The organism is Streptomyces sp. NPDC058008 (genome assembly GCF_042886395.1).
Classification (GTDB): domain Bacteria; phylum Actinomycetota; class Actinomycetes; order Streptomycetales; family Streptomycetaceae; genus Streptomyces.
The window spans coordinates 117809-142852 of the sequence record NZ_JBHVQX010000021.1; the positions used below are offsets into that span (position 1 = coordinate 117809).

At 71.1% G+C, this 25044-nt stretch carries 22 protein-coding genes, 1 tRNA gene and 1 pseudogene; 14 read left to right on the forward strand and 10 right to left on the reverse strand.

Annotated elements, in window-relative coordinates:
• Positions 1 to 3: 3 nt before the first annotated feature.
• Entirely contained in the window at positions 4 to 981 is a 978-nt protein-coding gene (locus tag ACFVS9_RS22145; protein WP_383117726.1) for an SMI1/KNR4 family protein, read from the reverse strand.
• Between the two features lie 238 nt (positions 982 to 1219).
• Between ACFVS9_RS22145 and ACFVS9_RS22150 the strand changes: the two genes are divergently transcribed.
• Both ACFVS9_RS22150 and ACFVS9_RS22155 read left to right on the forward strand, forming a co-directional pair.
• A complete protein-coding gene (locus ACFVS9_RS22150) occupies positions 1220 to 1741 on the forward strand; it encodes a YwqJ-related putative deaminase (RefSeq protein ID WP_389934718.1) in 522 nt (173 codons plus the stop codon).
• Positions 1742 to 1751: 10 nt separating this feature from the next.
• Entirely contained in the window at positions 1752 to 2270 is a 519-nt protein-coding gene (locus tag ACFVS9_RS22155) for an SUKH-3 domain-containing protein (RefSeq protein ID WP_383117708.1), read from the forward strand.
• Positions 2271 to 2274: 4 nt separating this feature from the next.
• On the opposite strand, the gene ACFVS9_RS22160 is transcribed toward ACFVS9_RS22155, so the two are convergent.
• Positions 2275 to 3588, reverse strand: a complete 1314-nt coding sequence (locus tag ACFVS9_RS22160; RefSeq protein ID WP_383117707.1) for a sensor histidine kinase — start codon at positions 3586 to 3588, stop codon at positions 2275 to 2277.
• A gap of 611 nt (positions 3589 to 4199) precedes the next feature.
• Here ACFVS9_RS22160 and ACFVS9_RS22165 point away from each other — a divergent pair.
• From ACFVS9_RS22165 to ACFVS9_RS22190, 6 genes are all read left to right on the forward strand, one after another.
• Positions 4200 to 4270, forward strand: a tRNA-Gln gene (locus tag ACFVS9_RS22165).
• A gap of 107 nt (positions 4271 to 4377) precedes the next feature.
• Complete coding sequence (glmU, locus tag ACFVS9_RS22170; protein ID WP_383117330.1) at positions 4378 to 5826, forward strand: bifunctional UDP-N-acetylglucosamine diphosphorylase/glucosamine-1-phosphate N-acetyltransferase GlmU; 1449 nt, start codon at positions 4378 to 4380, stop codon at positions 5824 to 5826.
• A gap of 120 nt (positions 5827 to 5946) precedes the next feature.
• The gene (locus tag ACFVS9_RS22175; protein WP_203186723.1) at positions 5947 to 6924 is read left to right on the forward strand and encodes a ribose-phosphate diphosphokinase; all 978 of its coding nucleotides are present in this window, start codon (positions 5947 to 5949) and stop codon (positions 6922 to 6924) included.
• Positions 6925 to 7154: 230 nt separating this feature from the next.
• Complete coding sequence (locus ACFVS9_RS22180) at positions 7155 to 7742, forward strand: 50S ribosomal protein L25/general stress protein Ctc (RefSeq protein ID WP_383117329.1); 588 nt, start codon at positions 7155 to 7157, stop codon at positions 7740 to 7742.
• A gap of 111 nt (positions 7743 to 7853) precedes the next feature.
• A complete protein-coding gene (gene pth, locus ACFVS9_RS22185) occupies positions 7854 to 8447 on the forward strand; it encodes an aminoacyl-tRNA hydrolase (RefSeq protein ID WP_383117328.1) in 594 nt (197 codons plus the stop codon).
• Positions 8448 to 8522: 75 nt separating this feature from the next.
• Complete coding sequence (locus ACFVS9_RS22190) at positions 8523 to 8993, forward strand: hypothetical protein (protein ID WP_383117327.1); 471 nt, start codon at positions 8523 to 8525, stop codon at positions 8991 to 8993.
• A gap of 34 nt (positions 8994 to 9027) precedes the next feature.
• On the opposite strand, the gene ppc is transcribed toward ACFVS9_RS22190, so the two are convergent.
• Positions 9028 to 11757: a phosphoenolpyruvate carboxylase gene (gene ppc, locus ACFVS9_RS22195; RefSeq protein WP_389934725.1), complete on the reverse strand. Its 2730-nt coding sequence runs from the start codon at positions 11755 to 11757 to the stop codon at positions 9028 to 9030.
• 328 nt (positions 11758 to 12085) lie between these two features.
• Here ppc and ACFVS9_RS22200 point away from each other — a divergent pair, with 328 nt between their 5' ends.
• The gene (locus ACFVS9_RS22200) at positions 12086 to 13072 is read left to right on the forward strand and encodes an acyl-CoA desaturase (protein ID WP_383117325.1); all 987 of its coding nucleotides are present in this window, start codon (positions 12086 to 12088) and stop codon (positions 13070 to 13072) included.
• Complete coding sequence (locus ACFVS9_RS22205) at positions 13069 to 13755, forward strand: TetR family transcriptional regulator (protein WP_383117324.1); 687 nt, start codon at positions 13069 to 13071, stop codon at positions 13753 to 13755. Before ACFVS9_RS22200 ends, ACFVS9_RS22205 begins: the two co-directional genes overlap by 4 nt.
• Before the next feature lie 185 nt (positions 13756 to 13940).
• Here ACFVS9_RS22205 and ACFVS9_RS22210 read toward each other — a convergent pair whose 3' ends face one another.
• On the reverse strand, positions 13941 to 14738 hold the full coding sequence (locus ACFVS9_RS22210; protein WP_383117323.1) for a trans-aconitate 2-methyltransferase: 798 nt from the start codon (positions 14736 to 14738) through the stop codon (positions 13941 to 13943).
• Between the two features lie 88 nt (positions 14739 to 14826).
• Between ACFVS9_RS22210 and ACFVS9_RS22215 the strand changes: the two genes are divergently transcribed.
• Positions 14827 to 15324 (forward strand): MarR family winged helix-turn-helix transcriptional regulator, encoded by a 498-nt coding sequence (locus tag ACFVS9_RS22215; RefSeq protein ID WP_383117322.1) that lies wholly within the window; start codon positions 14827 to 14829, stop codon positions 15322 to 15324.
• On the opposite strand, the gene ACFVS9_RS22220 is transcribed toward ACFVS9_RS22215, so the two are convergent.
• The gene (locus ACFVS9_RS22220) at positions 15283 to 16077 is read right to left on the reverse strand and encodes a LuxR C-terminal-related transcriptional regulator (protein ID WP_383117321.1); all 795 of its coding nucleotides are present in this window, start codon (positions 16075 to 16077) and stop codon (positions 15283 to 15285) included. The two genes, ACFVS9_RS22215 and ACFVS9_RS22220, sit on opposite strands and share 42 nt — an antisense overlap.
• 270 nt (positions 16078 to 16347) lie before the next feature.
• Here ACFVS9_RS22220 and ACFVS9_RS22225 point away from each other — a divergent pair.
• Positions 16348 to 16785: pseudogene (locus tag ACFVS9_RS22225) on the forward strand (GNAT family N-acetyltransferase); the annotation flags it as partial.
• On the opposite strand, the gene galK reads toward ACFVS9_RS22225, so the two are convergent.
• From galK to galT, 3 genes are read right to left on the reverse strand one after another with little or no spacing between them, the layout of a single operon-like run.
• Positions 16775 to 17950, reverse strand: coding sequence for a galactokinase (gene galK / locus ACFVS9_RS22230; protein WP_389934730.1), 1176 nt, complete (start codon positions 17948 to 17950; stop codon positions 16775 to 16777). The pseudogene ACFVS9_RS22225 and the gene galK sit on opposite strands and share 11 nt — an antisense overlap.
• Entirely contained in the window at positions 17947 to 18927 is a 981-nt protein-coding gene (galE, locus tag ACFVS9_RS22235; protein WP_383117319.1) for a UDP-glucose 4-epimerase GalE, read from the reverse strand. Before galE ends, galK begins: the two co-directional genes overlap by 4 nt.
• Entirely contained in the window at positions 18924 to 19967 is a 1044-nt protein-coding gene (galT, locus tag ACFVS9_RS22240; RefSeq protein WP_383117318.1) for a galactose-1-phosphate uridylyltransferase, read from the reverse strand. Before galT ends, galE begins: the two co-directional genes overlap by 4 nt.
• 238 nt (positions 19968 to 20205) lie before the next feature.
• Here galT and ACFVS9_RS22245 point away from each other — a divergent pair, with 238 nt between their 5' ends.
• Complete coding sequence (locus tag ACFVS9_RS22245) at positions 20206 to 21876, forward strand: sodium:solute symporter family protein (RefSeq protein ID WP_389934733.1); 1671 nt, start codon at positions 20206 to 20208, stop codon at positions 21874 to 21876.
• A 15-nt stretch (positions 21877 to 21891) separates the two neighbouring features.
• Positions 21892 to 22179, forward strand: coding sequence for a hypothetical protein (locus ACFVS9_RS22250; RefSeq protein WP_383117316.1), 288 nt, complete (start codon positions 21892 to 21894; stop codon positions 22177 to 22179).
• 36 nt (positions 22180 to 22215) lie between these two features.
• Here the strand turns inward: ACFVS9_RS22250 and ACFVS9_RS22255 are convergent, their stop codons facing one another.
• Positions 22216 to 22908, reverse strand: a complete 693-nt coding sequence (locus tag ACFVS9_RS22255) for a LuxR C-terminal-related transcriptional regulator (protein ID WP_383117315.1) — start codon at positions 22906 to 22908, stop codon at positions 22216 to 22218.
• A 245-nt stretch (positions 22909 to 23153) separates the two neighbouring features.
• Positions 23154 to 25022: a PQQ-binding-like beta-propeller repeat protein gene (locus tag ACFVS9_RS22260; protein ID WP_383117314.1), complete on the reverse strand. Its 1869-nt coding sequence runs from the start codon at positions 25020 to 25022 to the stop codon at positions 23154 to 23156.
• Positions 25023 to 25044 lie beyond the last annotated feature (22 nt).

Sequence of the window (25044 nt, forward strand, 5' to 3'; positions counted from 1 at the left end):
CGCTCACCCCTCCACCGGGACGGCCCGCGCGAAGCCACCGTCCACCATCAGGTTCGCCACCGTCTCCAACTCCGGCGGATTGCCCGCCAGACGCTGGAGGAACGCATCGAAATCCTCACCGCACGGCAACAGGAGCCGGTCCACCCGCTCCTGCACCCCCCACCCGTCCCGATCCCGCGCGTCGTCGTACGCGCAGAACCACACCGACCCCACGCCACCCCCACGCACCTTCACCGCGACGATGCCGCCCTGGACGAAACCCACGCCCAGGAAGTCCTTCGTGAAGTGGTCCCGCAGACACTTGTTCACGTACACCAGGTCGTTCATGGCGGCCTCCTCACGCACCGTGAAGAACGGCTGGTCCACCAGCAGGCCCAGCTCCGCGTCCAGCGCCGCGCCCACCGGCGCCGAACCGCCCGCCGCCTTCAGGAACGACCGGTACGCGCCCGGCAGGCGGTACCCCAGGTCCTCCTCGACACCCAGGATCTGCTGCTCCCCCACCGCCACAGCCGCCTTGGGCAGCCGGAAATGGGCGGGCCGCGTCTCCTGCAGCGGACGCGTGCCCCGACGGTTCTGGTCCACCGCGGTCGTCGCCAGCCCACCGTGATGACGCAGCAGCGCCTTCACCTCGACCGGCACCAGCTCCATCCGCCGGCCACCCGCCACGTGATGCCACGTCCACCCGTGCGGAGTCGCCACCGAGGGGATCGTGTCCCACAGCTCATGACCACTCGCCGCCAGCGCCGCGTTCGCCGACACGTAGTCCGTCAGCCGCAACTCGTCGACCCCGAAGCCCGGAGGGGGGTCGGCGATCTCCGCGGCGGCACGCGCGTACGGCGAAAGCACCGGATAGCCGTCACCGTCCACGCGCACACCTCTGGGGTGGCGGGACGCCCGGACAGGATCCGGGAAGTGCACGACCTGCCCGGCATAAGCCGCGTTCGGTGGCGCGGCTTGCTGCCCGAGCCGACCTGTCGTCATGGCGGTTGCCCCCTGCTGCGTCCGGTGTTGCGGCACAGCCTATGCCGTGCCGCAACAAGGCCCCCCGGCCCCCGCGCCCCCTCACCGAACGTCACCGGCGCGTGACGGACACGCCACGACACGGCCACCCGGCCGCGACACGAAGACACGATTCCTCCACCCAGCTTCCCCACCACCCTGCACATTTGGCAGGCTGTCCCCCGCAACTCGGGGGATTGCAGGGAGGGAAGCGAGCACCATGCACACAGCACAAACAGTCACATCCGGAGATCCGCGACTCAGTTGGAGCACCACCGAGCCACACCGCGCACCCCACCTCCACCACCGCCGCGACGGCATCCTGCCCGCGGTGGCCGCAGCCCTGTCCGTACGCGGGGAAACGCTCACCTGCACCGCGGGCAAGGGCGACCAGCCACCCGTACTCCACCCCCTCGTACAGGACTTCCTGGACACCCTCACCAGCAACCAGCGCGAACGCTTCACCGGACGCTGCCCCGAAGCCATACTCCTGTCACGCCAGCTCACCGCCGCCGACGACAGCCGCTCCAAACGAGCCCAGCGCAAACCCCTCACCAACGGTGAAGCCCGCCGCGCCCTCAAGCACGCCCGCATCACCACCCGCCGCATCCGTGAGGACGGCGACCCCCTCCACGGCAGCTACACACCCCCCTGCCGCTCCTGCACGGTGATGCTCGCCCACTTCGGCGTACGCCCCGTCGACCTCACCACGAGTGCGGCGGCCACCGCCGAGAAGGGCTGACCCCGCCACCATGCACGACCCGACCGACCTGCCCGGCCGACAGGGCCGCACCACCAGCAGCCGCTTCCCCGCCGCCGTCGACACCGCGCTCCGCGACGCCGGATGGCGACCGGGCCGCTGGGACATCCGGCAGGCCGAGGAGTGGGCCGACGCCCTCCGCTCGCACGCCTCCCCCGCCGGACACCAGCACGCCGTCTTCCCCGCCGCCGTCGAGGCCTGGGCCGAATTCGGCGGTCTGCGCATCACCCCGCCCGCACCGGGCCGGCAGATCGCGACCACGACCGTGCGCATCGACCCGCTGCGCGGACTCCACCTGGCCCGCACCCTCGGCGACCTCGGACGCGCGCTCGAGACCGAGGTCGCCCCCCTCGGCGAGGAAGGCGACGGACAGGCCGTCCTCGCCATCGACAACGAGGGCCGCGTCTACTCCATCGACCACACCGGCGACTGGTACCTCGGCTCCGACATCGACCGCGCCCTCGAAACCCTCGTCACCGGAGCCCAGCCCGCACGGCTCACCTCCGGCTGACCCCCTACGCCGCTTCGCCGTCCGGCAGTACCGCCGACACCCGGAAACCCCCCGCGTCCGTCGGACCCGACACGAACACACCCCCGAGCCCCAGCACCCGCTCCCGCATCCCGACCAGCCCGTTGCCACCGCTCGGCAGCCCCGCATCCGCCGCCGCACCGTCCGACGGGCCGTTCTCCACCTGCATCGCCACCTCCTCCCCCCGGTGCGCCAGACGCACCCACGTCTTCGCACCCGCGGCGTGCTTGTGCACGTTCGTCAGCGCCTCCTGCACCACCCGGTACGCCGTCTGCTCCACCTCCGGCGCGTACGGACGCAGCTCCCCCTCCACCGACAGCTCCACCGTCATCCCCGCCTCGCGGGACTGCGCCACCAGCGCCTCCACCTCACGCAGCCGCGGCCCGTCCTCCGCCACCACCGCGGCCCGGGCCGCCGCCCGCCCCACCGAAGCCAGCGGCACCCGCCCCGGCCGCGGAGACACCAGAGCGTCACCGCTCCGCAGCACCCCGAGCATCTCCCGGAGCTCCGTCAGCGCCTGCCGGCCCATGTCCCCCACCAGCGCGGCGTTACGCACCGCCTTCGCCGGATCCTTGGGAGCCACCGCCTGCAGCGCCGCCGCGTGCACCACCATCAGGCTCACCCGGTGCGCCACCACGTCGTGCATCTCCCGGGCGATCCGGGTCCGCTCCTCCGTACGCGCCCACTCGGCCCGCTCCTCGGCCCGGTCCGCCAGCAGCGAGAGCTCCCGCTCCAGCGAATCCGCGCGCTCCCGCAGGCTCTCCATCAGCCTGCGCCTCGCCCCGATGTACAGACCGAACAGCACCGAGGGCGCCGTCAGCCCCAGCGACATGAACAGGGACACCACCGGGACGTACCAGACCCCCGGCCCGAAATCGGCATGCGCGTCCAGGCTCTGCCGCAGCCGCACGTACGACACGATGAAGGAGCCGACCAGCGTCATCCCCGTCAGCACGACCGTGATCCTGCGCGGCACGTCGGAGGCGGCCAGCGTGTACAGGCCGACGATCCCCATCAGGAAACCCATCTCGGCGGGCGTCGTCGCTATCGACACCAGCACCACCGCGATCGGCCACCGCCTCCGCACCACCAGCACCGACCCCGCCAGCAGCCCGAAGAGCACCGCCAGCGGCACCGGCAGCCCGGTGTCCTCGGCGAACTCCAGCCCCTCCAGCGCGCACTCCAGCGCCGAGACCAGCGCCAGCCCCACGTCCAGGGCGACACTCCGCCGCCGCTCCCACCACCAGTAGCCGCGGGTGGCCGGACCCGCCGCTTCCCGGTCTGCCCCCGTTGCGGTCATGGCATCCAGCCTACGGGCGGACGCATCTCTTTTTCCTGAGACTCCTCGTGCACGGAAAGTGACCGGTCGGGCCACGGACGCGGGCGGACCGAACCCGCCCTCGCCCCGGACGCTCGCATTCCGGACGACCCCGCCCGAGTGACGCACGCCACTGCGCGTACGCCGCTTCCGGGGGCCCGCGCACGGAGGCGGCCGTACGGCTCCGGAACCGCGGGCCCGGGGGCCCGGCCCACGACCGGATCCGACGGGAGCGGGGCCGCCCGAGGGGCTCGGTCCCGCGCCGGGTGCGGGCTGCGCCGGAGCCGGAACGCGAACGCACTCCGGGGCGGACCTCCGGGACCGCTCGCCGCGGCCGGGAAACGGCACTCCGGCGGCGCGGCACGGGACGGGCACCCCGGCGGAGGGCGGCGGAGCCGGGACCGGCCCACCTGGGCTCCTCCCCCGGGCGTGGGCCCGCACGGAAGAACACGGGCGAGGATGAACGGGGTTGTCCCGTGGTCCGGGTTCCGGAGAGTGCGGAGCCGTACCGTCGCGTCGAGGGCCGGTGGTGCGGCATAGTAGGGGCTGCGCGATGCGTCGATCAAGGAAATCGGACACAACGCCACGAGCTATCCCGGGTCGTCTAATGGCAGGACAAATGGTTTTGGTCCATTGAATGAGGGTTCGATTCCTTCCCCGGGAGCCCTGAGCGCGGGCCCCGACCTCACGGTCGGGGCCCGCGCTCGTTTCGGGCATATACGCCCCCGGTATCCTGCGGGTGTCCACCACCCGAAGCCGAAGGGCAATTCCGTGAGCGTCCACCACCCGGCCGCCGTCGTCGTCCTCGCAGCGGGTGAGGGCACCCGCATGAAGTCGAAGACACCCAAGGTCCTGCACGAGATCTCCGGGCGCTCGCTCGTCGGACATGTCGTCGCCGCCTCCCGTGAGCTCGCCCCGCAGCACCTCGTCGTGGTCGTCGGCCACGCCAGCGAGCAGGTCACCGCGCACCTCTCCGCCGGGGACACCCCCGTGCGCACCGCTTTCCAGGCCGAGCAGAACGGCACCGGGCACGCGGTCCGGATGGGCCTGGAGGAGCTCGGCGGCACCGTGGAGGGCACCGTCATCGTCGTCTGCGGCGACACCCCGCTGCTCTCCGGCGAGACCCTCTCCGCCCTCGCCACGACGCACGCCGCCGACGCGAACGCCGTCACCGTGCTGACCGCCGAGGTCCCGGACTCGACCGGCTACGGCCGGATCGTCCGTGACGCCGCCACCGGCGCGGTCACCGAGATCGTCGAGCACAAGGACGCCACCGAGGCGCAGCGCGCGATCCGCGAGATCAACTCCGGGGTCTTCGCCTTCGACGGCGGTCTGCTGAGTGACGCCCTGGGCAAGGTGCGTACGGACAACAGCCAGGGCGAGGAGTACCTCACCGACGTGCTGTCGATCCTGCGTGAGGCCGGGCACCGTGTGGGCGCGTCGGTGGCCGGCGACCACCGGGAGATCCTCGGCATCAACAACCGGCTCCAGCTGGCGGAGGCGAGGCGGCTGCTCAACGAGCGGCTGCTGGAGCGCGCGATGCTGGCGGGCGTGACGGTCGTGGACCCGGCGTCCACGCTGATCGACGCGACGGTGACGTACGAGCGCGACGCGGTCGTGCACCCGGGCACGCAGCTGCTGGGGGCGACGCACCTGGCCGAGGACGCCGAGGTGGGCCCGAACTCGCGGCTGAAGGACACGGTCGTGCACGCGGGCGCGCGGGTGGACAACACGGTCGCCGACGGCGCCGAGGTGGGCCCGGGGGCGACGGTCGGTCCGTTCGCCTATCTGCGGCCGGGGACGCGCATGGGCGCGCGGTCCAAGGCGGGTACGTACGTGGAGATGAAGAACGCGACGATCGGCGAGGGCACGAAGGTCCCGCACCTGAGTTACGTCGGTGACGCGACGATCGGTGATCACACCAACATCGGTGCGGCCAGCGTCTTCGTGAACTACGACGGGGTGGCCAAGCACCACACGACGATCGGGTCGCACTGCCGGACCGGGTCGGACAATATGTTTGTGGCGCCTGTCACGGTCGGGGACGGCGTTTACACCGCGGCCGGTTCGGTCATCACCAAGGACGTACCGTCGGGTTCGCTGGCCGTGGCCCGGGGCCAGCAGCGGAATATCGAAGGCTGGGTCGCCCGGAAGCGCCCCGGGAGCGCGGCGGCCCAGGCGGCTCAGGCGGCCACGCAGGAGCCCGACGGCGAAAGCTGACCGGAAACAGGTGCGCCAAAGGCGGCGTACCGTGATAGATGCTCACCCCATTTCGGCTGGCTCGTCGCACATCGGGACTCATGCGCGCGGTGCCAGATACACGTCCGAGGAGACTGTGCTGTGACCGGGATCAAGACGACCGGCGAGAAGAAACTGATGCTCTTCTCCGGCCGCGCCCACCCCGAGCTGGCCGAGGAGGTCGCACATCAACTGGGTGTCGGTCTCGTGCCGACGAAGGCCTTCGATTTCGCCAACGGTGAGATCTACGTACGGTTCCAGGAGTCCGCGCGTGGCGCCGACTGCTTCCTGATCCAGAGCCACACCGCTCCGATCAACAAGTGGATCATGGAGCAGCTGATCATGCTGGACGCGCTGAAGCGCGCGTCCGCCCGGTCGATCACGGTGATCGTGCCGTTCTACGGTTACGCGCGCCAGGACAAGAAGCACCGTGGCCGTGAGCCGATCTCGGCGCGCATGGTCGCGGACCTGATGAAGACGGCGGGTGCGGACCGCATCCTGACCGTCGACCTGCACACGGACCAGATCCAGGGCTTCTTCGACGGCCCGGTGGACCACCTGTTCGCGCTGCCGATCCTGGCGGACTACGTCGGCGCGAAGGTGGACCGGTCGAAGCTGACGATCGTGTCCCCGGACGCCGGCCGGGTGCGGGTCGCCGACCGCTGGTGCGACCGTCTGGACGCGCCGCTGGCGATCGTCCACAAGCGCCGCGACAAGGACGTCCCCAACCAGGTCAGCGTGCACGAGGTCGTCGGTAACGTCGAGGGCCGGGTGTGCGTGCTGGTCGACGACATGATCGACACGGGTGGCACGATCTGCGCCGCCGCCGACGCGCTGTTCGCGCACGGCGCCGAGGACGTCATAGTGACGGCCACGCACGGCGTGCTGTCCGGGCCGGCCGCGGACCGTCTGAAGAACTCGAAGGTCAGCGAGTTCGTCTTCACGGACACCCTGCCGACCCCGGGTGAGCTGGAAATCGACAAGATCACGGTTCTCTCGATCGCTCCGACGATCGCGCGTGCGGTGCGTGAGGTCTTCGAGGACGGTTCGGTGACGAGCCTCTTCGAGGAGCAGGAGTGATCACCCACGGGTGACCCTCCGCGGGTGACGGCCCCGGGCGGTCACGTCCGGGGTGATCGACTTTGGGTGCGGCCTCCCCGCCGGGTAGACTCAGTGAGTTGCTCGGCGAGGGAGGCCGTTCTCATGCGTGGTCATGGGAGTCGGTGCTCCGTTATCGACGCGCTCTTCGTAGCAGGCCTGTCGTGGGCCGGGTGACCATCGGTTTTTCGTCACCTCACGAGGAGTGCAGCATGGCTGAGATCAAGCTCGACGCAACGGTCCGTACGGAGTTCGGCAAGGGCGCTGCCCGTCGTACCCGTCGCGCCAACCTGGTTCCCGGGGTCGTCTACGGCCACGGTGCTGAGCCGGTCCACATCAACCTGCCGGGCCACGAGCTGCTTCTCGCCCTGCGTACCGCGAACGTCCTGATCGGTCTCGAGATCGACGGCAAGGACGCCCTCGTGATCCCGAAGGCCGTGCAGCGCAACGCCATCAAGGGCAACATCGAGCACGTCGACCTGCTGACCGTGAAGCGCGGCGAGAAGGTCAACGTCGAGATCGCGGTGCACGCCGAGGGCGACCTGGCGCCGGGTGCGAACCTGCTCGAGTACGTGCAGAACACCCTGCTCGTCGAGGCCGAGGCCACCCACATCCCCGAGTCGGTCACGGTCTCCGTCGCCGGCCTGGACGCGGGTGACTCGATCGCCGCGAAGGACATCACGCTGCCCAAGGGTGCCGTGCTCGCCGGTGACGAGGACGCCATCGTGCTGCAGGTCGTCGCCGCGCAGGCCGAGGAGTCGCCGGCCGAGGGTGCCGACTCCGAAGGCGCCGAGGCCTGAGCCTCGCCCCACCTGCTTGACTGACGGGGTGGCGGTTCCCTTCCGGGGGTTCCGCCGCCCCGTTCGCCTGTATCGACCCGTATGTACGCACTGCGAGGAGACCGAGCTCTGATGTCCGACGCCACCGACCCCTGGCTGATCGTGGGCCTCGGCAATCCCGGTCCCGAGTATGCGGCGAACCGGCACAACGTGGGCTTCATGGTGGCCGATCTGCTGGCGGAGCGGATCGGCGGGAAGTTCAAGCGGGCGCCGAAGGCGCAGGCGCAGGTGCTGGAGGGGCGGATCGGTCCGCCCGGGCCGCTGAGCCGTCGTGTGGTGCTGGTGAAGCCGATGTCGTACATGAATCTGTCCGGGGGGCCGGTCACGGCGCTGCGGGACTTCTACAAGGTGCCGACGGACCACGTGGTGGCGGTGCACGACGAGCTGGACATCGACTTCGGGATGCTGCGGCTGAAGCTGGGCGGGGGCGACAACGGGCACAACGGGCTGAAGTCGATGACGAAGGCGATGGGCCCGGACTACCACCGGGTGCGGTTCGGGATCGGCCGGCCGCCGGGGCGGATGCAGGTCGCGGACTTCGTGCTGAAGGACTTCTCGTCGGCGGAGCGCAAGGAACTGGCGTATCTGGTGGACCGCTCGGCGGACGCCGTGGAGTCGTTGCTGGCGGAGGGGCTGGAGCGGGCCCAGTCCGCGTACAACTCCTGACATTCCTGGTGCTTCCTGGGTGTTTTTCGGCCACAGGTTGACCGGCGGCAGGGCTCTGCCCAAAGATCTGCCCCCATGAAACGGAGTACCTCGCACCGGCTGCTGGCCCACGGCCGTACGTTCGCCGCGGGCTGTGTCGTCCTGTTGCTGTTGTTCGCGGGCGCCTGGTCGTCGTGGGACACGGCGCACCACATCGTCCTGGCCAAGGGCCGTGAGCACGGGACGATGGTGGTGACGGCGTGCGGTGAGGACACCTGCACGGGGTCGTTCGCGCCGGACGCGGATGCGCGGGAGCGGGACTCGGTGTCGGTGGAGCGGTCCGTCGCGGCGGAGAAGGGCGACCGTTTCCCCGTCGTGGTGAAGCCGGGGACGGGGGACGTCGTGCGGACCGGGACCGCGGGCCTGCTGCATTCCTGGCTGCCGTTGGGCGGTGCGCTGGTGCTGGCGGCCCTGGTGATCGGTGGCGGTATGCGGATGACGCGGACGGCGTGGGGGACGGGGATCGCGGGTGCGGTCCTGCTGACGGCGACGTTCGTCGCCCTCTGACAGGGCCGCACCCGCGGGGTGTTCCCGGGTGGGGTCAGCCGGTGTTGCGGAGGCCCGCGGCCACACCGTTGACGGTGAGCAGCAGGGCCCGTGCGAGCAGCGGGTCGGGCTCCTGGCCGCTTTCGGCGGCCTGGCGCTGGCGGGCGAGCAGGGACACCTGGAGGTAGGAGATGGGGTCCAGGTAGGCGTCGCGGATGGCGAAGGTCTGCTGGAGCACCGGGCTGGTGCCGAGGAGTTCCTTGCCGCCGGTGACCTTGAGGACTTCCTGCACGGTGAGTTCGTGCTCGGCCTGGATGACGTCGAAGACGTGCTTGAGCTCGTCGGGGACGAGGGTGTCGACGTAGTGCCGGGCGATGCGCAGGTCGGTCTTGGCGAGGGTCATCTCGACGTTGGAGAGGAAGTTCTGGAAGAAGTGCCACTGTTCGTGCATCTCGTCCAGGACGGTGTCGAGGCCGGCTTCGCGCAGCGCCTTGAGGCCGGAGCCCACGCCGAACCAGCCGGGGACGATCTGCCGTGACTGGGTCCAGCCGAAGACCCACGGGATGGCGCGCAGGCCGTCGAGCGAGACGCCCGAGCCGGGCCGGCGGGAGGGCCGCGAGCCGAGGTGCAGGTCGGCGAGCTGGTCCACCGGGGTGGAGGCCAGGAAGTACGCGGGCAGGTCCGGGTCCTCGACGAGCTTGCGGTAGGCGTCGTGGGCGGCGTCGGAGACGGTGTCCATGGCCGCGTCCCAGCGGGCGAGCGCTTCGTCGGACTGGCGGGGTGCGGTGTGGAGTGCGGAGGCCTGGAGGGTGGCCGCGACGGTCAGTTCCAGGTTCTCGCGGGCGAGGGCGGGGATGAGGTACTTGTCGGAGATGACCTCGCCCTGTTCGGTGACCTTGATCTCGCCTTCGAGGGTGCCCCAGGGCTGGGCGAGGATCGCGTCGTGGGACGGGCCGCCGCCGCGGCCGACGGTGCCGCCGCGGCCGTGGAAGAGGCGCAGGCGTACGCCGTAGCGGTGGGCGACGTCGCGGAGCCGGCGCTGGGCGCGGTGGATCTCCCACTGGGAGGTGGTGATGCCGCCGAACTTGGAGGAGTCGGAGTAGCCGAGCATGACCTCCTGGACGTCGCCGCGCAGCGAGACGAGGCGGCGGTAGGAGGGGTCGGCGAGCATCTCGTCGAGGATGACGTCGGCGGCGCGGAGCTCGTCGGTGGTCTCCAGGAGGGGCACGATGCCGATCTTGGCCCAGCCGGCGTGGAGGTCGAGGAGCCCGGCTTCGCGGGCGAGGACGGCGGCGGCGAAGACGTCGTCGGCGCCCTGGCACATCGAGATGATGTAGGACTCGATGACCTCGGGGCCGAAGCGTTCGAAGGCCTGCTTGATGGTGTGGAAGACGCCGAGGGTCTTGTCCCCGGCCGCGTCGAGGGGGGCCGGGGTGGGGGCCAGGGGGCGGCGGGAGCGGAGCTCCTTGGCGAGGAGCTTCTGCCGGTAGTCGCGGGGCATGTCGGCGTAGCGCCAGGATTCCTCGCCGAGCCGGTCGAAGAGCTGGCCGAGGGCGTGGTGGTGGGCGTCGGCGTGTTCGCGGACGTCCATGGTGGCGAGCTGGAGGCCGAAGGCGGAGAGCGTGCGGATGGTGCGGTTCATGCGGCCGTCGGCGAAGAGTCCGCCGCGGTGCTCGCGCAGGGAGGTCTGGATGACCGCGAGGTCGGCGATGAGTTCGGCGGTGCCGAGGTAGTCGCAGCCGGGGCGGTGGGGGGTACCTGCGGCGAGGCGCTCGCGGGTGTTGACGAGCTTCTGGCGGATGCAGGTGGCCTTGAGCCGGTAGGGCTCCTCGGCGTTGAGCCGCTTGTAGCGCGGGCTGATCTCCGGGAGTCGCTCCAGGTCGGTCTGGAGGGAGGTGAGGAGCTCGTCGGTGGCTCCGGTGTAGCGGATGGAGTTGGAGAGGAGTCCGCGCAGGTAGTCGACGAGTTCGAGGGCGTCGGTGATGCCGTGCTCGTGCTGGAGGATGAGGACGTCCCAGGTGACGGCGGGCGTCACGTTGGGGTTGCCGTCGCGGTCGCCGCCGATCCAGGTGCCGAAGGTGAGGGGGCGGGTGCCGGCGGGGAGTTCGACCCCGACGCGCTCCAGTTCGGCGGCGAGGTCCTCGAGGACGTCGCCGACGGCGTTGGCGTGGAGTTCGTCGAGGTAGTAGATCGCGTTGCGGGCCTCGTCGGCGGGCTCGGGGCGTACGACGCGGAGCTCGTCCGTCTGCCAGATGAGGTCGATGTTCTCGGCGAGCCGGAGGTCGTGGCGCCGGCGGTCGGCCTCGATGACGGGGGTGTCCAGGAGCTCGGCGATGCGGCGGAGCTTGTTGAGGACGGAGCGGCGTGCCGCTTCGGTGGGGTGTGCGGTGAAGACGGGCCGGACGTTGAGGTTCTTGACCGTCTCGCGCAGGTGTTCGGGGTCGGCGTCCTTCAGGCGGTCGGCGGTGCGGGCGAGGAGCCCGCCTTCGGCCGACCGGCGGTCGCGCATCTCGTGGGCGCGGTGGACCTGCTCGGTGACGTTGGCGAGGTGGAAGTAGGTGGAGAAGGCGCGCACGAGCTGCGCGGCGGTCTCCAGGTCCGTGTCGCCGAGGAGTTCGGCTGCCGCCTCGCCGTCGGTGCGGGTCAGGGCGCGGACGCGTTCGACGAGGTCGAGGAGATCCTGGCCCTCCTGGCGTACGAGGGTCTCGCCCAGCAGGTCTCCGAGGCGGCGGATGTCTGCCCGCAGTTCGGTGTTCGCGGCAGGGGTCTGGTCGGCACTGCTCACAGTGTGCGGCTCCTTGCAGTGGTTGAGCACGTCTGTCAGGGGGGCCGGGGCGCTCGCGGTGCTGACGGGGCACCCCGGATGTGCAGAGTGCGGACCGCGCTGTCCGACGCACCCAGGATAGGTGTCCGGGGGTCCGGTGTGCTCGGTGCCCTGCGCGGTGGTTCCGATCGGCGGAGGGCGAGGGGCGAGAGGGTGCGGCGCACGCGGGTCGCGGCAGCGGCGGTCTCGTGTGGTGCGCCTCTTCGCTGCCATACTTACGTTGCCGTAGGTTACGGAAGCGTAGCCCACTCATACCGTCATATTTCCTCACCTCACAGGGGACTCCCCAATGCCCATCAGCCCCGATGTGATCGACGACGGCCTGCCGGCGACGGCAGGCGATCCCGCACTCCCCTCCGCCACGCTCGGCGGGGACAAGAAGCGCTCGGTCGAACAGATCGCGCTGCTGCTGTTCATCGTGGTGCCGTTCGCGGCCCTGGTCGCGGCGGTGCCGCTGGCCTGGGGCCGTGGTGTCAGCTGGCTCGACCTGGGGCTGCTGGTGGTCATGTACTACTGGGGCTGCCACGGCGTGACGATCGGCTTCCACCGCTACTTCACGCACGGCTCGTTCAAGGCGAAGCGTCCGCTCCGCATCGCTCTGGCCGTCGCGGGTTCGATGGCGGTGGAGGGGCCGCTCGTGCGCTGGGTGGCCGACCACCGCAAGCACCACCGGTTCTCCGACGCCGAGGGCGACCCGCATTCGCCGTGGCGGTTCGGCGAGAACCTCCCGGCACTGCTGAAGGGCCTGTGGTGGGCCCACATCGGCTGGATGTTCAACGAGGAGCAGACGCCTCAGCAGAAGTACGCCCCCGATCTGGTCAGGGACCCGGCGCTCCGCGCGATCTCGCGTCACTTCCTCGGCTTCACGATCCTCTCACTGGCGATCCCGCCGCTGGTCGGCGGCCTGGTCACCCAGTCGTGGTGGGGTGCGTTCACCGCCTTCTTCTGGGGTTCGCTGGTCCGTGTGGCGCTGCTCCACCACGTGACGTGGTCGATCAACTCGATCTGCCACGCGGTCGGCAAGCGTCCCTTCAGGTCCCGCGACCGGTCGGGGAACGTCTGGTGGCTGGCGGTGCTCTCGTGCGGCGAGTCCTGGCACAACCTGCACCACGCGGACCCGACGAGCGCGCGGCACGGGGTGCTCCGGGGGCAGATCGACTCCAGCGCCCGGCTGATCCGCTGGTTCGAGAAGCTGGGCTGGGCGGACGACGTCCGCTGGCCCGACGCCTCCCGTATCGCCTCCCGGCGCAAGCCCGCGGGCGCCGACCCGGCATGATTGACGACGTGGCGACCGACGGAAGCACCAGCGGCGAGAAGAGCATGCCTGCCCCCACGCGACGGGCCCGGCGGGTCCGGATGACGGGTAAGGAGCGCCGCGAGCAACTGCTGGACATCGGCCGCACCCTGTTCGCCGACAAGGGTTTCGAGGGCACGTCGGTGGAGGAGATCGCGGCGCGCGCCGGGGTCTCCAAGCCCGTGGTGTACGAGCACTTCGGCGGCAAGGAGGGCCTGTACGCCGTCGTGGTCGACCGTGAGATGCGCCAGCTGCTGGACCTCGTCACGGGGGCGCTCACCGCCGGTCATCCGCGTGAGCTGCTGGAGCAGGCCGCGTTCGCGCTGCTCGACTACATCGAGAGGTACACGGACGGTTTCCGGATCCTGGTCCGTGACTCCCCGGTCGCCCAGTCCACGGGCACCTTCGCGTCGCTGATCAGCGACATCGCCACCCAGGTCGAGGACATCCTGGGCCTGGAGTTCAAGGCCCGGGGCTTCGACCCGAAGCTGGCCCCGCTGTACGCGCAGGCCCTGGTCGGGATGGTGGCGCTGACCGGCCAGTGGTGGCTGGACGTGCGGAAGCCGAAGAAGGCCGAGGTCGCCGCCCATCTGGTGAATCTGGCGTGGCACGGGCTGGAGAACCTGGAGTCGAAGCCGCGGCTGATAGGCCACCGCAAGAGCTGAGCCCGGCCGCGTCGCACGCGTGCTCACCCGTCGTGATGACGCGGCCGCGGACCGGACCCCACCGCGGCCGGGCCGGACCCGGAACCCCGTCCCGGGGAATCATGACCGGCCGAGGACCGGCGTCCCGCCCCGCCGGACACCTCGCCGGGGGCGCTCGGCGCGCTCCGAGCGCCCGGCGGCCGGGCTCACCCGGCGGTGCGGGCGACGGCGAAGATCCGGCGGAACGGGAAGACCGTGCCGTGCGGGCCCGCCGGGTACGCGGTGCGGAGCAGGTCGCGGTATTCGGCCAGGAAGGCCTCCCGGGCCCCGGGGTCGTCGGCGAGGGCGTCGAGGAGGGGGCGCAGGCCGGTGCCCTTGACCCAGTCGAGGACGGGGTCCTCGCCCTGGAGGAGGTGCAGGTAGGTGGTCTCCCAGACGTCCACGGTGCGCCCGGGGGCGGCCAGGTGCTCCAGGTAGTGGGCAGGGGTGTGCACGGCGTCGCCGTGGCGCAGGAGGCCGCCGAGGCGGTCGTGCCAGCGGGGGGACGCGGCCAGTTCCCGCATGAGGGTGTGGCTGGGGGCGTCGAAGTTGCCCGGCACCTGGAAGGCGAGGGTGCCGCCGGGGGCGAGGGCGTCCAGCCAGCGGGGGAAGCGGGCGGTGTGGCCGGGGACCCACTGGAGGAGGGCGTTGGAGACGATGAGGCCGTACGTCTCGGTGGGGGCCCAGGTGGCGGCGTCGGCCTCAGTGAAGTCGAGGCGGGGGCCCGCGTGGGTCCGGGCGCGTTCGAGCATCTGCGGCGAGCTGTCGTAGCCGGTGACGCGGGCGCCGGGCCAGCGTGCGGCGAGGAGGGCGGTGACGTTGCCCGCCCCGCAGCCGAGGTCGGCGATGCGGGGGGCCTCCTCGTGCGGCAGGGGCCCGACACGGGCCAGGAGGTCGTGGAAGGGGCGGGTGCGGTGGTCGGCGTGGCGGAGGTACTGCCGGGGGTCCCAGGTCGGTGCGGTCATGGGGCCAGGATCACCGGGAAAGTATCTTGATGTCAAGACACTTGAATTCAAGAGACTTCATGTCGAGGGACCCTCTACACTGATCGACATGGAGGACGAGGTCGACCGGCTGGTCGCTGCATGGCGTCGCGAGCGCCCTGACCTCGACGTGGAACCACTCGAGGTCCTGAGCCGCGTCTCCCGCCTGGCCCGGCACCTGGACCGGGCCCGCAGGATCGCCTTCGCCGAGCACGAGCTGGAGCCCTGGGAGTTCGACGTCCTGACGTCCCTGCGCCGCGCCGGCGCCCCGTACCAGCTCTCCCCCGGCCAGCTGCTCACCCAGACGCTGGTCACCTCGGGCACGATGACGAACCGCATCGACCGGCTGACCAAGAAGCACCTCGTGGAGCGGCTGCCCGACCCGAGCGACCGCCGCGGCGTCCTGGTCCGGCTGACGGACCGGGGCCGGGACAAGGCCGACCAGTCGCTGGCCGGGCTGCTCGACCAGGAGCGGGCCATCCTGGGCGAGCTCTCCCGCCAGCAGCGGTCCGAACTGGCCGGACTGCTACGCCAGTTGACCGCCCCGTTCGACAACGTCCCCGGTTAGCGCGGCCGGGCCCACCCCGGCCCTCCGGGCCAGCGCCACCGCCGCCAGGGTCGAGTGGACGCCCAGCTTCCCCAGCACGTTCTGCATGTGCGTACGCACCGTGTGCGGGGACAGGAAGAGCCGTTCCGCGACCGCCTTGCGCCCCAGGCCCGCCACCATGCAGCGCAGCACCTCGCGCTCGCGCGGCGTCAGCGACTCGACGAGCTGCTCACTCTCGGTGCGGTGCTTGCGGGCCGCCGTCAGCTCCCGCAGGACACCCGTCAGCAGGGCCGCCGGCAGGTGCGTCTCGTCGCGCAGCACGCCCCGTATGACCGCCAGCAGGCGTTGCAGGGAGCAGTCCTTGGCGACCCACCCGGAGGCACCGGCCTGTAGCGCCGTCGCGGCCCGGCGCGGGTCGTCCCTCTCGGCGAGCACCACCGTACGGATGTGGGGCTGCCCCGAACGCACCCCGGCCACCAGCGCGATGCCGTCCACCGGGGCGCCCGCGGACCCGCCGTCGGGCGCCCCGCGCGGCGCCGGCACGGGACGGCCGCCTCCCGTGGCGAGGACGCCCAGGTCGGCGTCGACCAGCATCACGTCGTAGCGGCGCCCCTCGGCGGCCGCACGCTCCAGACAGCGCAGCGCGGCGGGACCGCTGCCCGCCGCGGACACGTCGACGTCCGGTTCGGCGGCGAGGGCCGCCGCGAGGGACTCGGCAAAGATGCGGTGGTCGTCGACCACCAGAACCCGGATACGCGCCACAGACACCCCCATGCTGTGTGAACTCCTGGGGCGCCCCGTTCATGGCCGGCCCCGACGGGGACCGACTGCGGCGGACACGGCGCCCGGAGCGTTCCGGGTGGCGTCCGGCGCACGGCCGCCGCCGTGTGCCCGTCGCCGCCCGCCCCGGGCGTCGTGTCCGACTGTCTCGTCCCCTGAAACGACACCGGCCCCCACCGGTGCTGAGCATCAGCGTACGGGGGGCGGTGGGTGCCGGAAGGCGATTCGCGGAACTGACCACCCAACGTGTTTAGGGTGTTGTCCATGTTCCGTCTTGAGACCGAAGTGGACAAGGAACGTCGTATATTGCTGGGCCGCCGGCTGCACGACGCCAACTGGGACGGATCACCGGAGCTGCGCGCCCTGCACACGACCTCCGCCGAACACGAAGTGCCCCTGGACGTATGGCTCCTGGACGACGCCGGCGGGCTGGCCGGGGGGCTGAGCGGGCGGACCTGGGCCTACTGGCTCCATGTGGACCTGCTCTGGGTCGACGACCGCCACCGCGGTCTCGGCCTCGGCTCGCGGCTGCTCGCCGAGGCGGAGCGCCTCGCCCGCGACGACCGGGCCTGTACCCGCTCCCGGCTGGAGACCTGGGGCTTCCAGGCCCCGGACTTCTACCGGAAGCAGGGGTACGAGGTGGTCGGCGAGGTCGAGGACTACCCGCCCGGCGTCGCGGAGTTCATCCTGGTCAAGCGGCTGGAGCGATCCTACGGGCCCCCGCCGAGGGAACCGCGGGGAAGACTCCCGGGGCTGCGTGGCCGGCCGCGCTGAAGGCCTCCGACACCGCCTTGGCGACGGTGTCCGCCATCGCCTCCTCCACCAGCACGATCGCCGAGCCGCCGAAGCCGCCGCCGGTCATCCTGGCCCCGAGCGCCCCGGCCGCCCCGGCCGTGGAGACCACGAGGTCCAGCTCCGGGCAGGAGACCCGCAGGTCGTCGCGGAGCGAGGCGTGGCCCGCGTCGAGGACCGGGCCCGCGGCGCGCACGTCGCCCGCGTCGAGCAGCGCGATGACCTGCTCCACGCGGTGGTTGTCGCTCACCACGTGGCGGACGTAGCGCACGACGGACTCGTCCTCACCCGCGGCGGCGAGCCTGTCCAGCGCGGCGTCCAGGTCCTCGTACGGAAGGTCGCGCAGGGCGCTGACGCCGAGCGCGCGGGCGCCCGCCTCGCAGCCCGCCCGGCGCTCCGCGTACGCGCCGTCGCCCAGGGCGTGCTTGACCCGGGTGTCGACGACGAGCAGCTGGAGTCCGTGCGCGGCCAGGTCGAAGGGGACCTGGCGCTGGGTGAGGTCGCGGGTGTCGAGGTACAGCGCGTGGCCCTCGGTGCAGCACGCCGAGGCCATCTGGTCCATGACGCCGCAGGGCACACCGACGAACGCGTTCTCGGCGCGCTGGCCGAGCAGGGCGGTCTCCGGAGCGCTCAGGCCCAGTTCGAAGAGGTCGTTCAGCGCGAGCGCCGTGACGACCTCCAGGGCGGCGGACGAGGAGAGACCGGCGCCGACGGGGACCGTCGAGGTGAGCTGGATGTCGGCACCGGTGACCGGGTGGCCGGCCTCGCGGAGCGCCCAGACGACGCCGGCCGGGTAGGCGGCCCAGCCGTGGCCGGAGTGCGGGGTCAGCTCGTCGACGCTCAGGGAGACGACCCCGCCGGGTACGTCGGTGGAGTGCAGGCGCAGCTGTCCGTCGGTGCGGCGGGCGACGGCCGCGCGGGCGGTGTGCGGGAGGGCGAGCGGCATGACGAAGCCACCGTTGAAGTCGGTGTACTCACCGATCAGGTTCACTCGTCCGGGTGCGGCCCAGATCCCCTCGGGGGCCCTCCCGTACAGCTCGGTGAAGGAGGCGGTGAGCTCGGCGTTGTCGGTCATGATGCGGTGGGTTCCTCTCGGCGTGCGAACGTCCACGCGTCGGCGACGATGGCGGCCAGGTCCGCGCGCGACGGCTTCCAGCCGAGCCGTTCCCTGGCGGTGGCGGCGGAGGCGACGAGGACGGCAGGGTCCCCGCCGCGCCGGGGGGCGGCGGTCTCGGGGACCGGGTGGCCGGTGACCTGGCGGACGGTCTCGATGACCTCGCGCACGGAGAAGCCGTTGCCGTTGCCGAGGTTGCAGATGAGGTGCTCGCCGGCGGTGGCCGCTTCCAGGGCCAGGAGGTGGGCCTCGGCGAGGTCGGCGACGTGGATGTAGTCGCGTACGCAGGTGCCGTCCGGGGTGGGGTAGTCGTCGCCGTAGACGGAGATCGCCTCGCGCTGCCCCAGGGCGACCTGGAGGACGAGCGGGATGAGGTGCGACTCGGGGCTGTGGCGCTCGCCGCAGCTGCCGTAGGCGCCCGCCACGTTGAAGTAGCGGAGGGAGACGGCGGCCAGCCCGTGGGCGGTCGCCTCGCCGCTGATCATGTGGTCGACGGCGAGCTTGGAGGCGCCGTACGGGCTGGTGGGGGCGGTGGGGTCGGTCTCGGTGATGGGGCTGGAGACCGGCTCGCCGTAGGTCGCCGCGGTGGAGGAGAAGACGAGGGTGCGCACCCCGGCGTCGCGCATCGCGGCGAGGAGGGCGGTGGTGCCGCCGACGTTGTTGACCCAGTACTTCTCGGGGTCGACGACGGACTCCCCGACCTGGGAGTACGCCGCGAAGTGCAGCACTCCGTCGTAGGAGGCGTCCAGCCACGTCGCGGCGTCCTGGATCCGGCCCTCGATGAACTCGGCGCCCTGCGGGACGCCTTCCCGGAAGCCGGTCGACAGGTCGTCGAGGACGGTCACGGTGTGACCGGCCTCCAGCAGGTGTGCGGCGACGACGCTGCCGACGTATCCCGCGCCGCCCGTCACCAGGTACTTCTTGCCGGTGTTGCTCACTCGCTCGCTACCTCTCGCAGTCGCTGGGCCGCGGCCTCCGGCGGCACGTCGTTGATGAACACGCCCATGCCGGACTCGGAGCCCGCGAGGAACTTCAGCTTTCCGGTGGTCCGCCTGATGGTGAAGAGTTCGAGGTGCAGCCCGAACTCCTCACGGCCGGGGGCCCTGAAGGGAGCCTGGTGCCAGGCGGAGATGTACGGGGTCGGCGGCTCGCCGGGGCCGAAGATCCGGTCGAATCGCCTCAAGAGTTCCAGATAGATCTGTGGGAACTCTGTGCGGGCGCCCTCGTCGAGTTCCCGCAGGTCGGGAACGCGGCGGCGCGGGTGGAGGTGGACCTCGTAGGGCCAGTGCGCGGCGTACGGCACGAAGGCGACCCAGTGCTCGCCCTCCAGGACGACGCGGTCGCCGTCGGCCAGTTCGCGGGCGACGACGTCGTCGAAGAGGTTGCGGCCGGTAGCGGCGCGGTGGGTCTCCATCGAGCGCAGCATGAGCTCGGTGCGCGGGGTGACGAAGGGGTAGCCGTAGATCTGTCCGTGCGGGTGCCCGAGGGTGACGCCGATCTCGGCGCCGCGGTTCTCGAAGCAGAACACCTGGGCGACCTGCGGAAGCTCGGCCAGGTCGGCGGTGCGGTCGGTCCAGGCCTCCAGGACCAGGGCCGCCTGCTCCTCGGTGAGCCCGGCGAAGGACACGTCGTGGTCCGAGGTGAAGCAGACGACCTCGCAGCGGCCGGAGTCACCGGCGAGGGAGGGGAAGCGGTTCTCGAAGACGGCGACGTCGTAGTCGGTGTCGGGGATCTCGCTGTGCCGGCCCCCGCCCGAGGGGCAGAGGGGGCACTCGTCGGCCGGCGGGTGGTAGGTGCGCCCCTGCCGGTGCGAGGCGATGGCCACCGAGTCGCCGAGCAGCGGGTCGCGGCGGATCTCCGAGGACGTCGAGACGGCGTCCAGCGGCCGGGGGTCGACGGCGTCGCGGACGCGGTCGTCCGCGGCGTCGTAGTAGATCAGCTCACGTCCGTCGGCGAGGGTCGTAACCGTCTTCTTCACCAGGCTCCTCCATGTAACGCCCTCTAAACAGAACCGCACATAACAAATCACAAGTAAACACGATGCGTCAATGCCGCCGAATCCTGTGAACCGACTACACGAGCGTAGGGAGGTATGGGGACATTTCAACTCTTCCGATCACGATCAAACAAAGAACGCCAGGTGAACTGTTCATTTTCTGAACACAGAAGCGTAGGTTCCGACGGGTTCAGTTCGCGCAACGAAGCGAGTACCCCCCATGAACTATCTGGCCGAAGGGCTCCGGCTCCCCACGAACGGGCTCGATTACACAATTCTGGCGATCTACTTCGTCGTGGTGCTCGGCATCGGCTTCGCCGCCCGGGCCAGCGTGAAGACCAGCCTCGACTTCTTCCTCTCCGGGCGGTCGCTGCCCGCCTGGGTGACCGGGCTGGCCTTCGTCGCGGCGAATCTCGGGGCCACCGAGATCCTCGGCATGGCGGCGACCGGCGCGCAGTACGGCGTCGCGGTCGTCCACTGGTACTGGATCGGCGCCATTCCCGCCATGGTCTTCCTCGGCCTGGTGATGATGCCGTTCTACTACCGGTCCAAGGTGCGTTCCGTGCCGGAGTTCCTGCTCCAGCGCTTCGACAGGTCGGCGCACCTGCTGAGCTCCATACTCTTCGCCTTCGCGGCGATCCTGATCGCGGGCGTGAACCTCTACGCCCTCTCGATCGTCGTGGAGGCGCTGCTGGGCTGGGACCGCTGGGTGGCGATCGTCGTCGCCGGCGTCTTCGTCCTGCTCTACATCACCATCGGCGGGCTCTCCTCCGCGATCTACAACGAGGTGCTGCAGTTCTTCGTCATCCTCGCCGCGCTGATCCCCCTCACCATCCTGGGCCTCAAGCGCGTCGGCGGCTGGGACGGGCTGAGCGGCTCGCTGGAGGACCAGCACGGCGCGGACTTCATGTCCGCCTGGGGCGGTACCGGCATCGGTGACGCCAACCCGCTCGGCGCCAACTGGCTGACGATCATCCTCGGCCTGGGCTTCGTGCTCTCCTTCGGCTACTGGACCACCAACTTCGCCGAGGTGCAGCGCGCCCTGTCCGCGAAGAACCTGTCCGCCGCGAAGCGCACCCCGCTGATCGCCGCCTTCCCGAAGATCTTCATCGTCTTCGCGGTGATGATCCCGGGCCTGGTCGCCGCCGTCGTCGTCCCGAACATCGGGTCGAAGGAATCCGGCCTCACGTACAACGACGCCATCCCGCTGCTGATGCGGGAACTGCTTCCCAACGGTGTGCTCGGCATCGCGGTCACCGGCCTGCTGGCCGCGTTCATGGCCGGTATGGCCGCCAACGTGTCGTCGTTCAACACGGTGTTCACCACGGACATCTGGCAGCGGTACGTGAAGAAGGACCGGTCGGACGCCTACTACCTGCGCTTCGGCCGGGTGATCACGGCGGTGGGTGTGCTGGCCTCGATCGGCACGGCGTTCATCGCCGCCAGCTTCTCCAACATCATGACGTACCTCCAGACGCTGTTCTCCTTCTTCAACGTCCCGATGTTCGTCGTCTTCATCATCGGCATGTTCTGGAAGCGCGCCTCGATGAAGTCCGGTGTCTGGGGCCTCGTCGCGGGCACCTCGGCCGCGATGGTGAACTACTTCGTCCTCTACGAGCAGGGCATCATCGGCATCCCGTCCGACCAGGGCGCCAACTTCGTCTCCGCCATCGTCGGATTCGTGGCCGGCGCGGTCGTCATGGTGGTCGTCACCCTCTTCACCGAGCCCAAGCCGGAGGCCGAACTGGCCGGTCTGGTCTACGGGACGGAGTCCCCGGACGCCGACGAGGCACCGGAGGAGGGCGACAGCGCCTGGTACCGCAGGCCCGCCCTGCTCGGCTGGGGCGCCATCGTCCTCGCCGCCCTGTGCTACCTGCCCTACTCGCTCTGATCGGAGGCACTCACCATGTCCGACCTGCACAAGGAAGTCTCCGAACTGGAGCGCACGTCCGCGACCGCGGCCCGGCTCTTCGACATCCGGCGCATCATCGGCGGTCTCTTCGTGGTCTACGGAGTGATCGTCACCATCGCCGGCATCGACCCGTCCGACGCCGACCTGGAGAAGGCCGAGGGCGTCCACATCAACCTGTGGACGGGCCTGGCCATGCTGGCACTCGGACTCTTCTTCCTGATCTGGATGAAGCTGCGCCCGGTCCAGGTACCGCACGAGGACCCCGGTACGCCGGAGGACTGAACCGGAACCGCCCGCGGGGGCCGTCCGGTCACGCGTTCACGCGAGGCCGTCCGGCCCCCGCCGCGTTCCCGCCGCCCGGTCGAGCAGTCCCGTACGGGCGGCGAGCGCGGCGGCCTCCAGCCGGGAGCCGACGCCGAGCTTCATCAGCACCCGCTGGACATGCGTACGCGCGGTGCTCGGCGCGATGCCCATACCGGCCGCGATCAGCCGGGTGTCCTCACCCTCGGCGACCCTGACCAGCACCTCGATCTCCCTCGGGGTGAGCATCCGCAGCAGCCGCTGGCCCTCGTCGTCCGGCTGGACCGCGGGATGCAGCAGCTCGGCGAACGCGCCCCGCAGCAGCTGCGGGGCGACCGCGACCTCTCCCGCGCGGGCCTTGACCATGGCGCGCTCGACGCCCTCTATCCGCTCGTCGTGGCGGACGTACCCGGCCGCTCCCGCGGCGAAGGCGGCGGCGATCCCGCGCGGGTTCGGCACCGGGCCGAGGACCACCACGGCCACCTGCGGGCGCTCCCGCCCGATCCGCGCGATCGGGTCGAACGCCCCTGGTTCGGCGGGCGCCGCGGTGCCGAACAGGCAGACCTCCGGCGCCCTGCTGACGACCAGTTCCGCGGACCCGGACGTCGGCGCCGCCGCGGCGAGCACCCGGTGCCCCCGCAGTTTCAGCGCCGAGGCGAGTGCCTCGGCGAGCAGACGGTGGTCGTCGACCACCATGAGCCGCACGCCCATCGAGATAGCCCCCAAGTGTGCGGCGCCGAACCGCCGCGTAACCCTGAACAGGCCCCCCGGCCCCTCTGACCCGGCAAGTTACACGCTTGTTCGACGCGGCGCGCCCACTACCCGGCAGAAGCCCTCAGAATGCCGAATTCTGCGCCGTTCGGGGCTGGATGGCGGGCGGAAAACGACCGGCCCTGCCGGTCGGATGATCAACCGGCAGGGCCGTCGTCGCGGGCCCGGGGTGCGGGCCGGGCGGATCAGCCGGTGCTGAAGGAGACGACGAGGTACTGCTTGTCGTCCACCGCAGCGGACTTCCTGGGCTCACTGACCATCTTCTCGGAGATGAACAGCCGGCCCTTCTCGTAGCGGAACTCGGCGTAGTCGACGGAGAAGCTGGTCTCCGCGTCACGCACCGCCTTGTCGTCCGGATTGACCATCAGCACGGTCTCCTTGAAGGTGGAGCCGTCGATGGAGACGATCTGGCCGCCCTTGTCGTAGGGGGGCTGCTTGTACGCGATGACGTTGGAACCGTCCATGCGCAGCGGGGTGAGCTTGTACCGGTCCCCCGCGTCGGCCTTGCCGCCGGCGAGCTTGCCGGTGGTCAGGTCGAAGGCGACGATCTCGTTGGTGTTGCCGTACTCGCCCTCGCCCTCGTGCTCCTCGGTCGGCACGTAGATCTTGTTGTTGCCGACGACCAGCGCGGTGCACTGCTCGACCTCGGTGGAGTCGCAGTCACCGGCGTACTTGTCCGCGTCGGCCGAGATGCGCACGATGAGCTTGCCGGTGGCCGCGTCGATGGAGAAGAAGTCCGAGATGCCGCTGCCGTCACCGGCGGTGTCGCCGACGTCGGCGGCGACGACCAGGGGCTTCGTGGAGACGATGCTCGCGTAGTCGACCCCGGCCGGCATGTCGAACGAGGAGATCGGCGCGCCGGTGGCCGGGTCCAGTGCCTGGATGCTGAGCTGGGGGTCGTCGTAGCTGCCGCACTTGCGGACCACCGCGAGGGCCTCACCGCCGCCGTACCCCGTGTCGTAGCAGTTGTTGGTGTCGGCCTTGGGCCTCCAGAGCTCGGCGCCGTCCGCGAGGTTGAAGGCGGCACCGCCGCCGGTCCCGCCCGCGGCGACCGTGGATCCGCTGAGGGTGACCTCGCCGAACCTGACGGGCTTGTCACCGCTGGACGCGGAGGTGACGGACTTGCTCCACAGGAGCTTGCCGGTGGCCAGGTCGAGCGCGCCGACCTGGGTGCACGAGGGGTACTTGTTCGCGGCGCTGGGCTTGCCCGACTCGAAGGCGACGGCCGTCCTGTAGTCCTTGCTCATGTGCCGGGACGCGGCGCAGACCTGGCCGGTCAGCGGGATCGACCAGACCTTGGTGCCCTTGGCGAGGTCGTAGCCGACGATCTCGTAGACCCCGGTCTTCACGTACACCTTGTCCGTGACCCAGGAGCCGTCGACGACCGTGGTGTCGGTGACCTTCGGGTGCGGGAGCTGGAAGCCGACCTTGGACTTGGTGTCGGAGGGGGCCTTCTCCGTCCCGCCGGCCAGGCCGTCGCCCTCACCGCCCTTGTCCTCGCCGCCGCCCGTCCCGGCCGGGGCCACGTCGTCCTGCCTGCCGTCGTCACCGCCGGAGGCGTAGACGATGCCGCCGCCGACGATCAGCACGATGGCGACGACCGCGGCGAGGATGATCCGCGCCTGGGTGCCGAACTTCTTGCCGCCGCCGGGCGGGGGCGTGCCGTACTGCGGCTGCATGGGTGCGGTCGGGTAGCCGTACCCCTGCGGAGGCATGCCGGGCTGTCCGGGCGGCGGCCCCTGCGGGTAGCCGTACCCGGCCGGCGGGGCCTGCGGGTAGCCGTATCCGGCCGGCGGCTGTCCGGGCGGCGGGGCCTGCGGATAGCCGTACGCCGGATCCTGCGGCGGCTGCCCCGGCGCGGCCGGCGGCGGGCCGCCGTACCCCCCGGCGGGCGGGGTCGGCGGACTGCCGTACCCCCCGGCCGGCGGGGTGGCCGGCGGCTGCTTGCCGAGCGGGTCTGCGGGCGGCGGGGTGGGGGCGCCGAATCCGCCGGGCGGCGGGTCCTGCGGGGCGCCGAATCCGCCCTGGGGCGGTTCGCTGGGCGGCTGAGTCATGGCGTACGTACCTCTGCGGTGT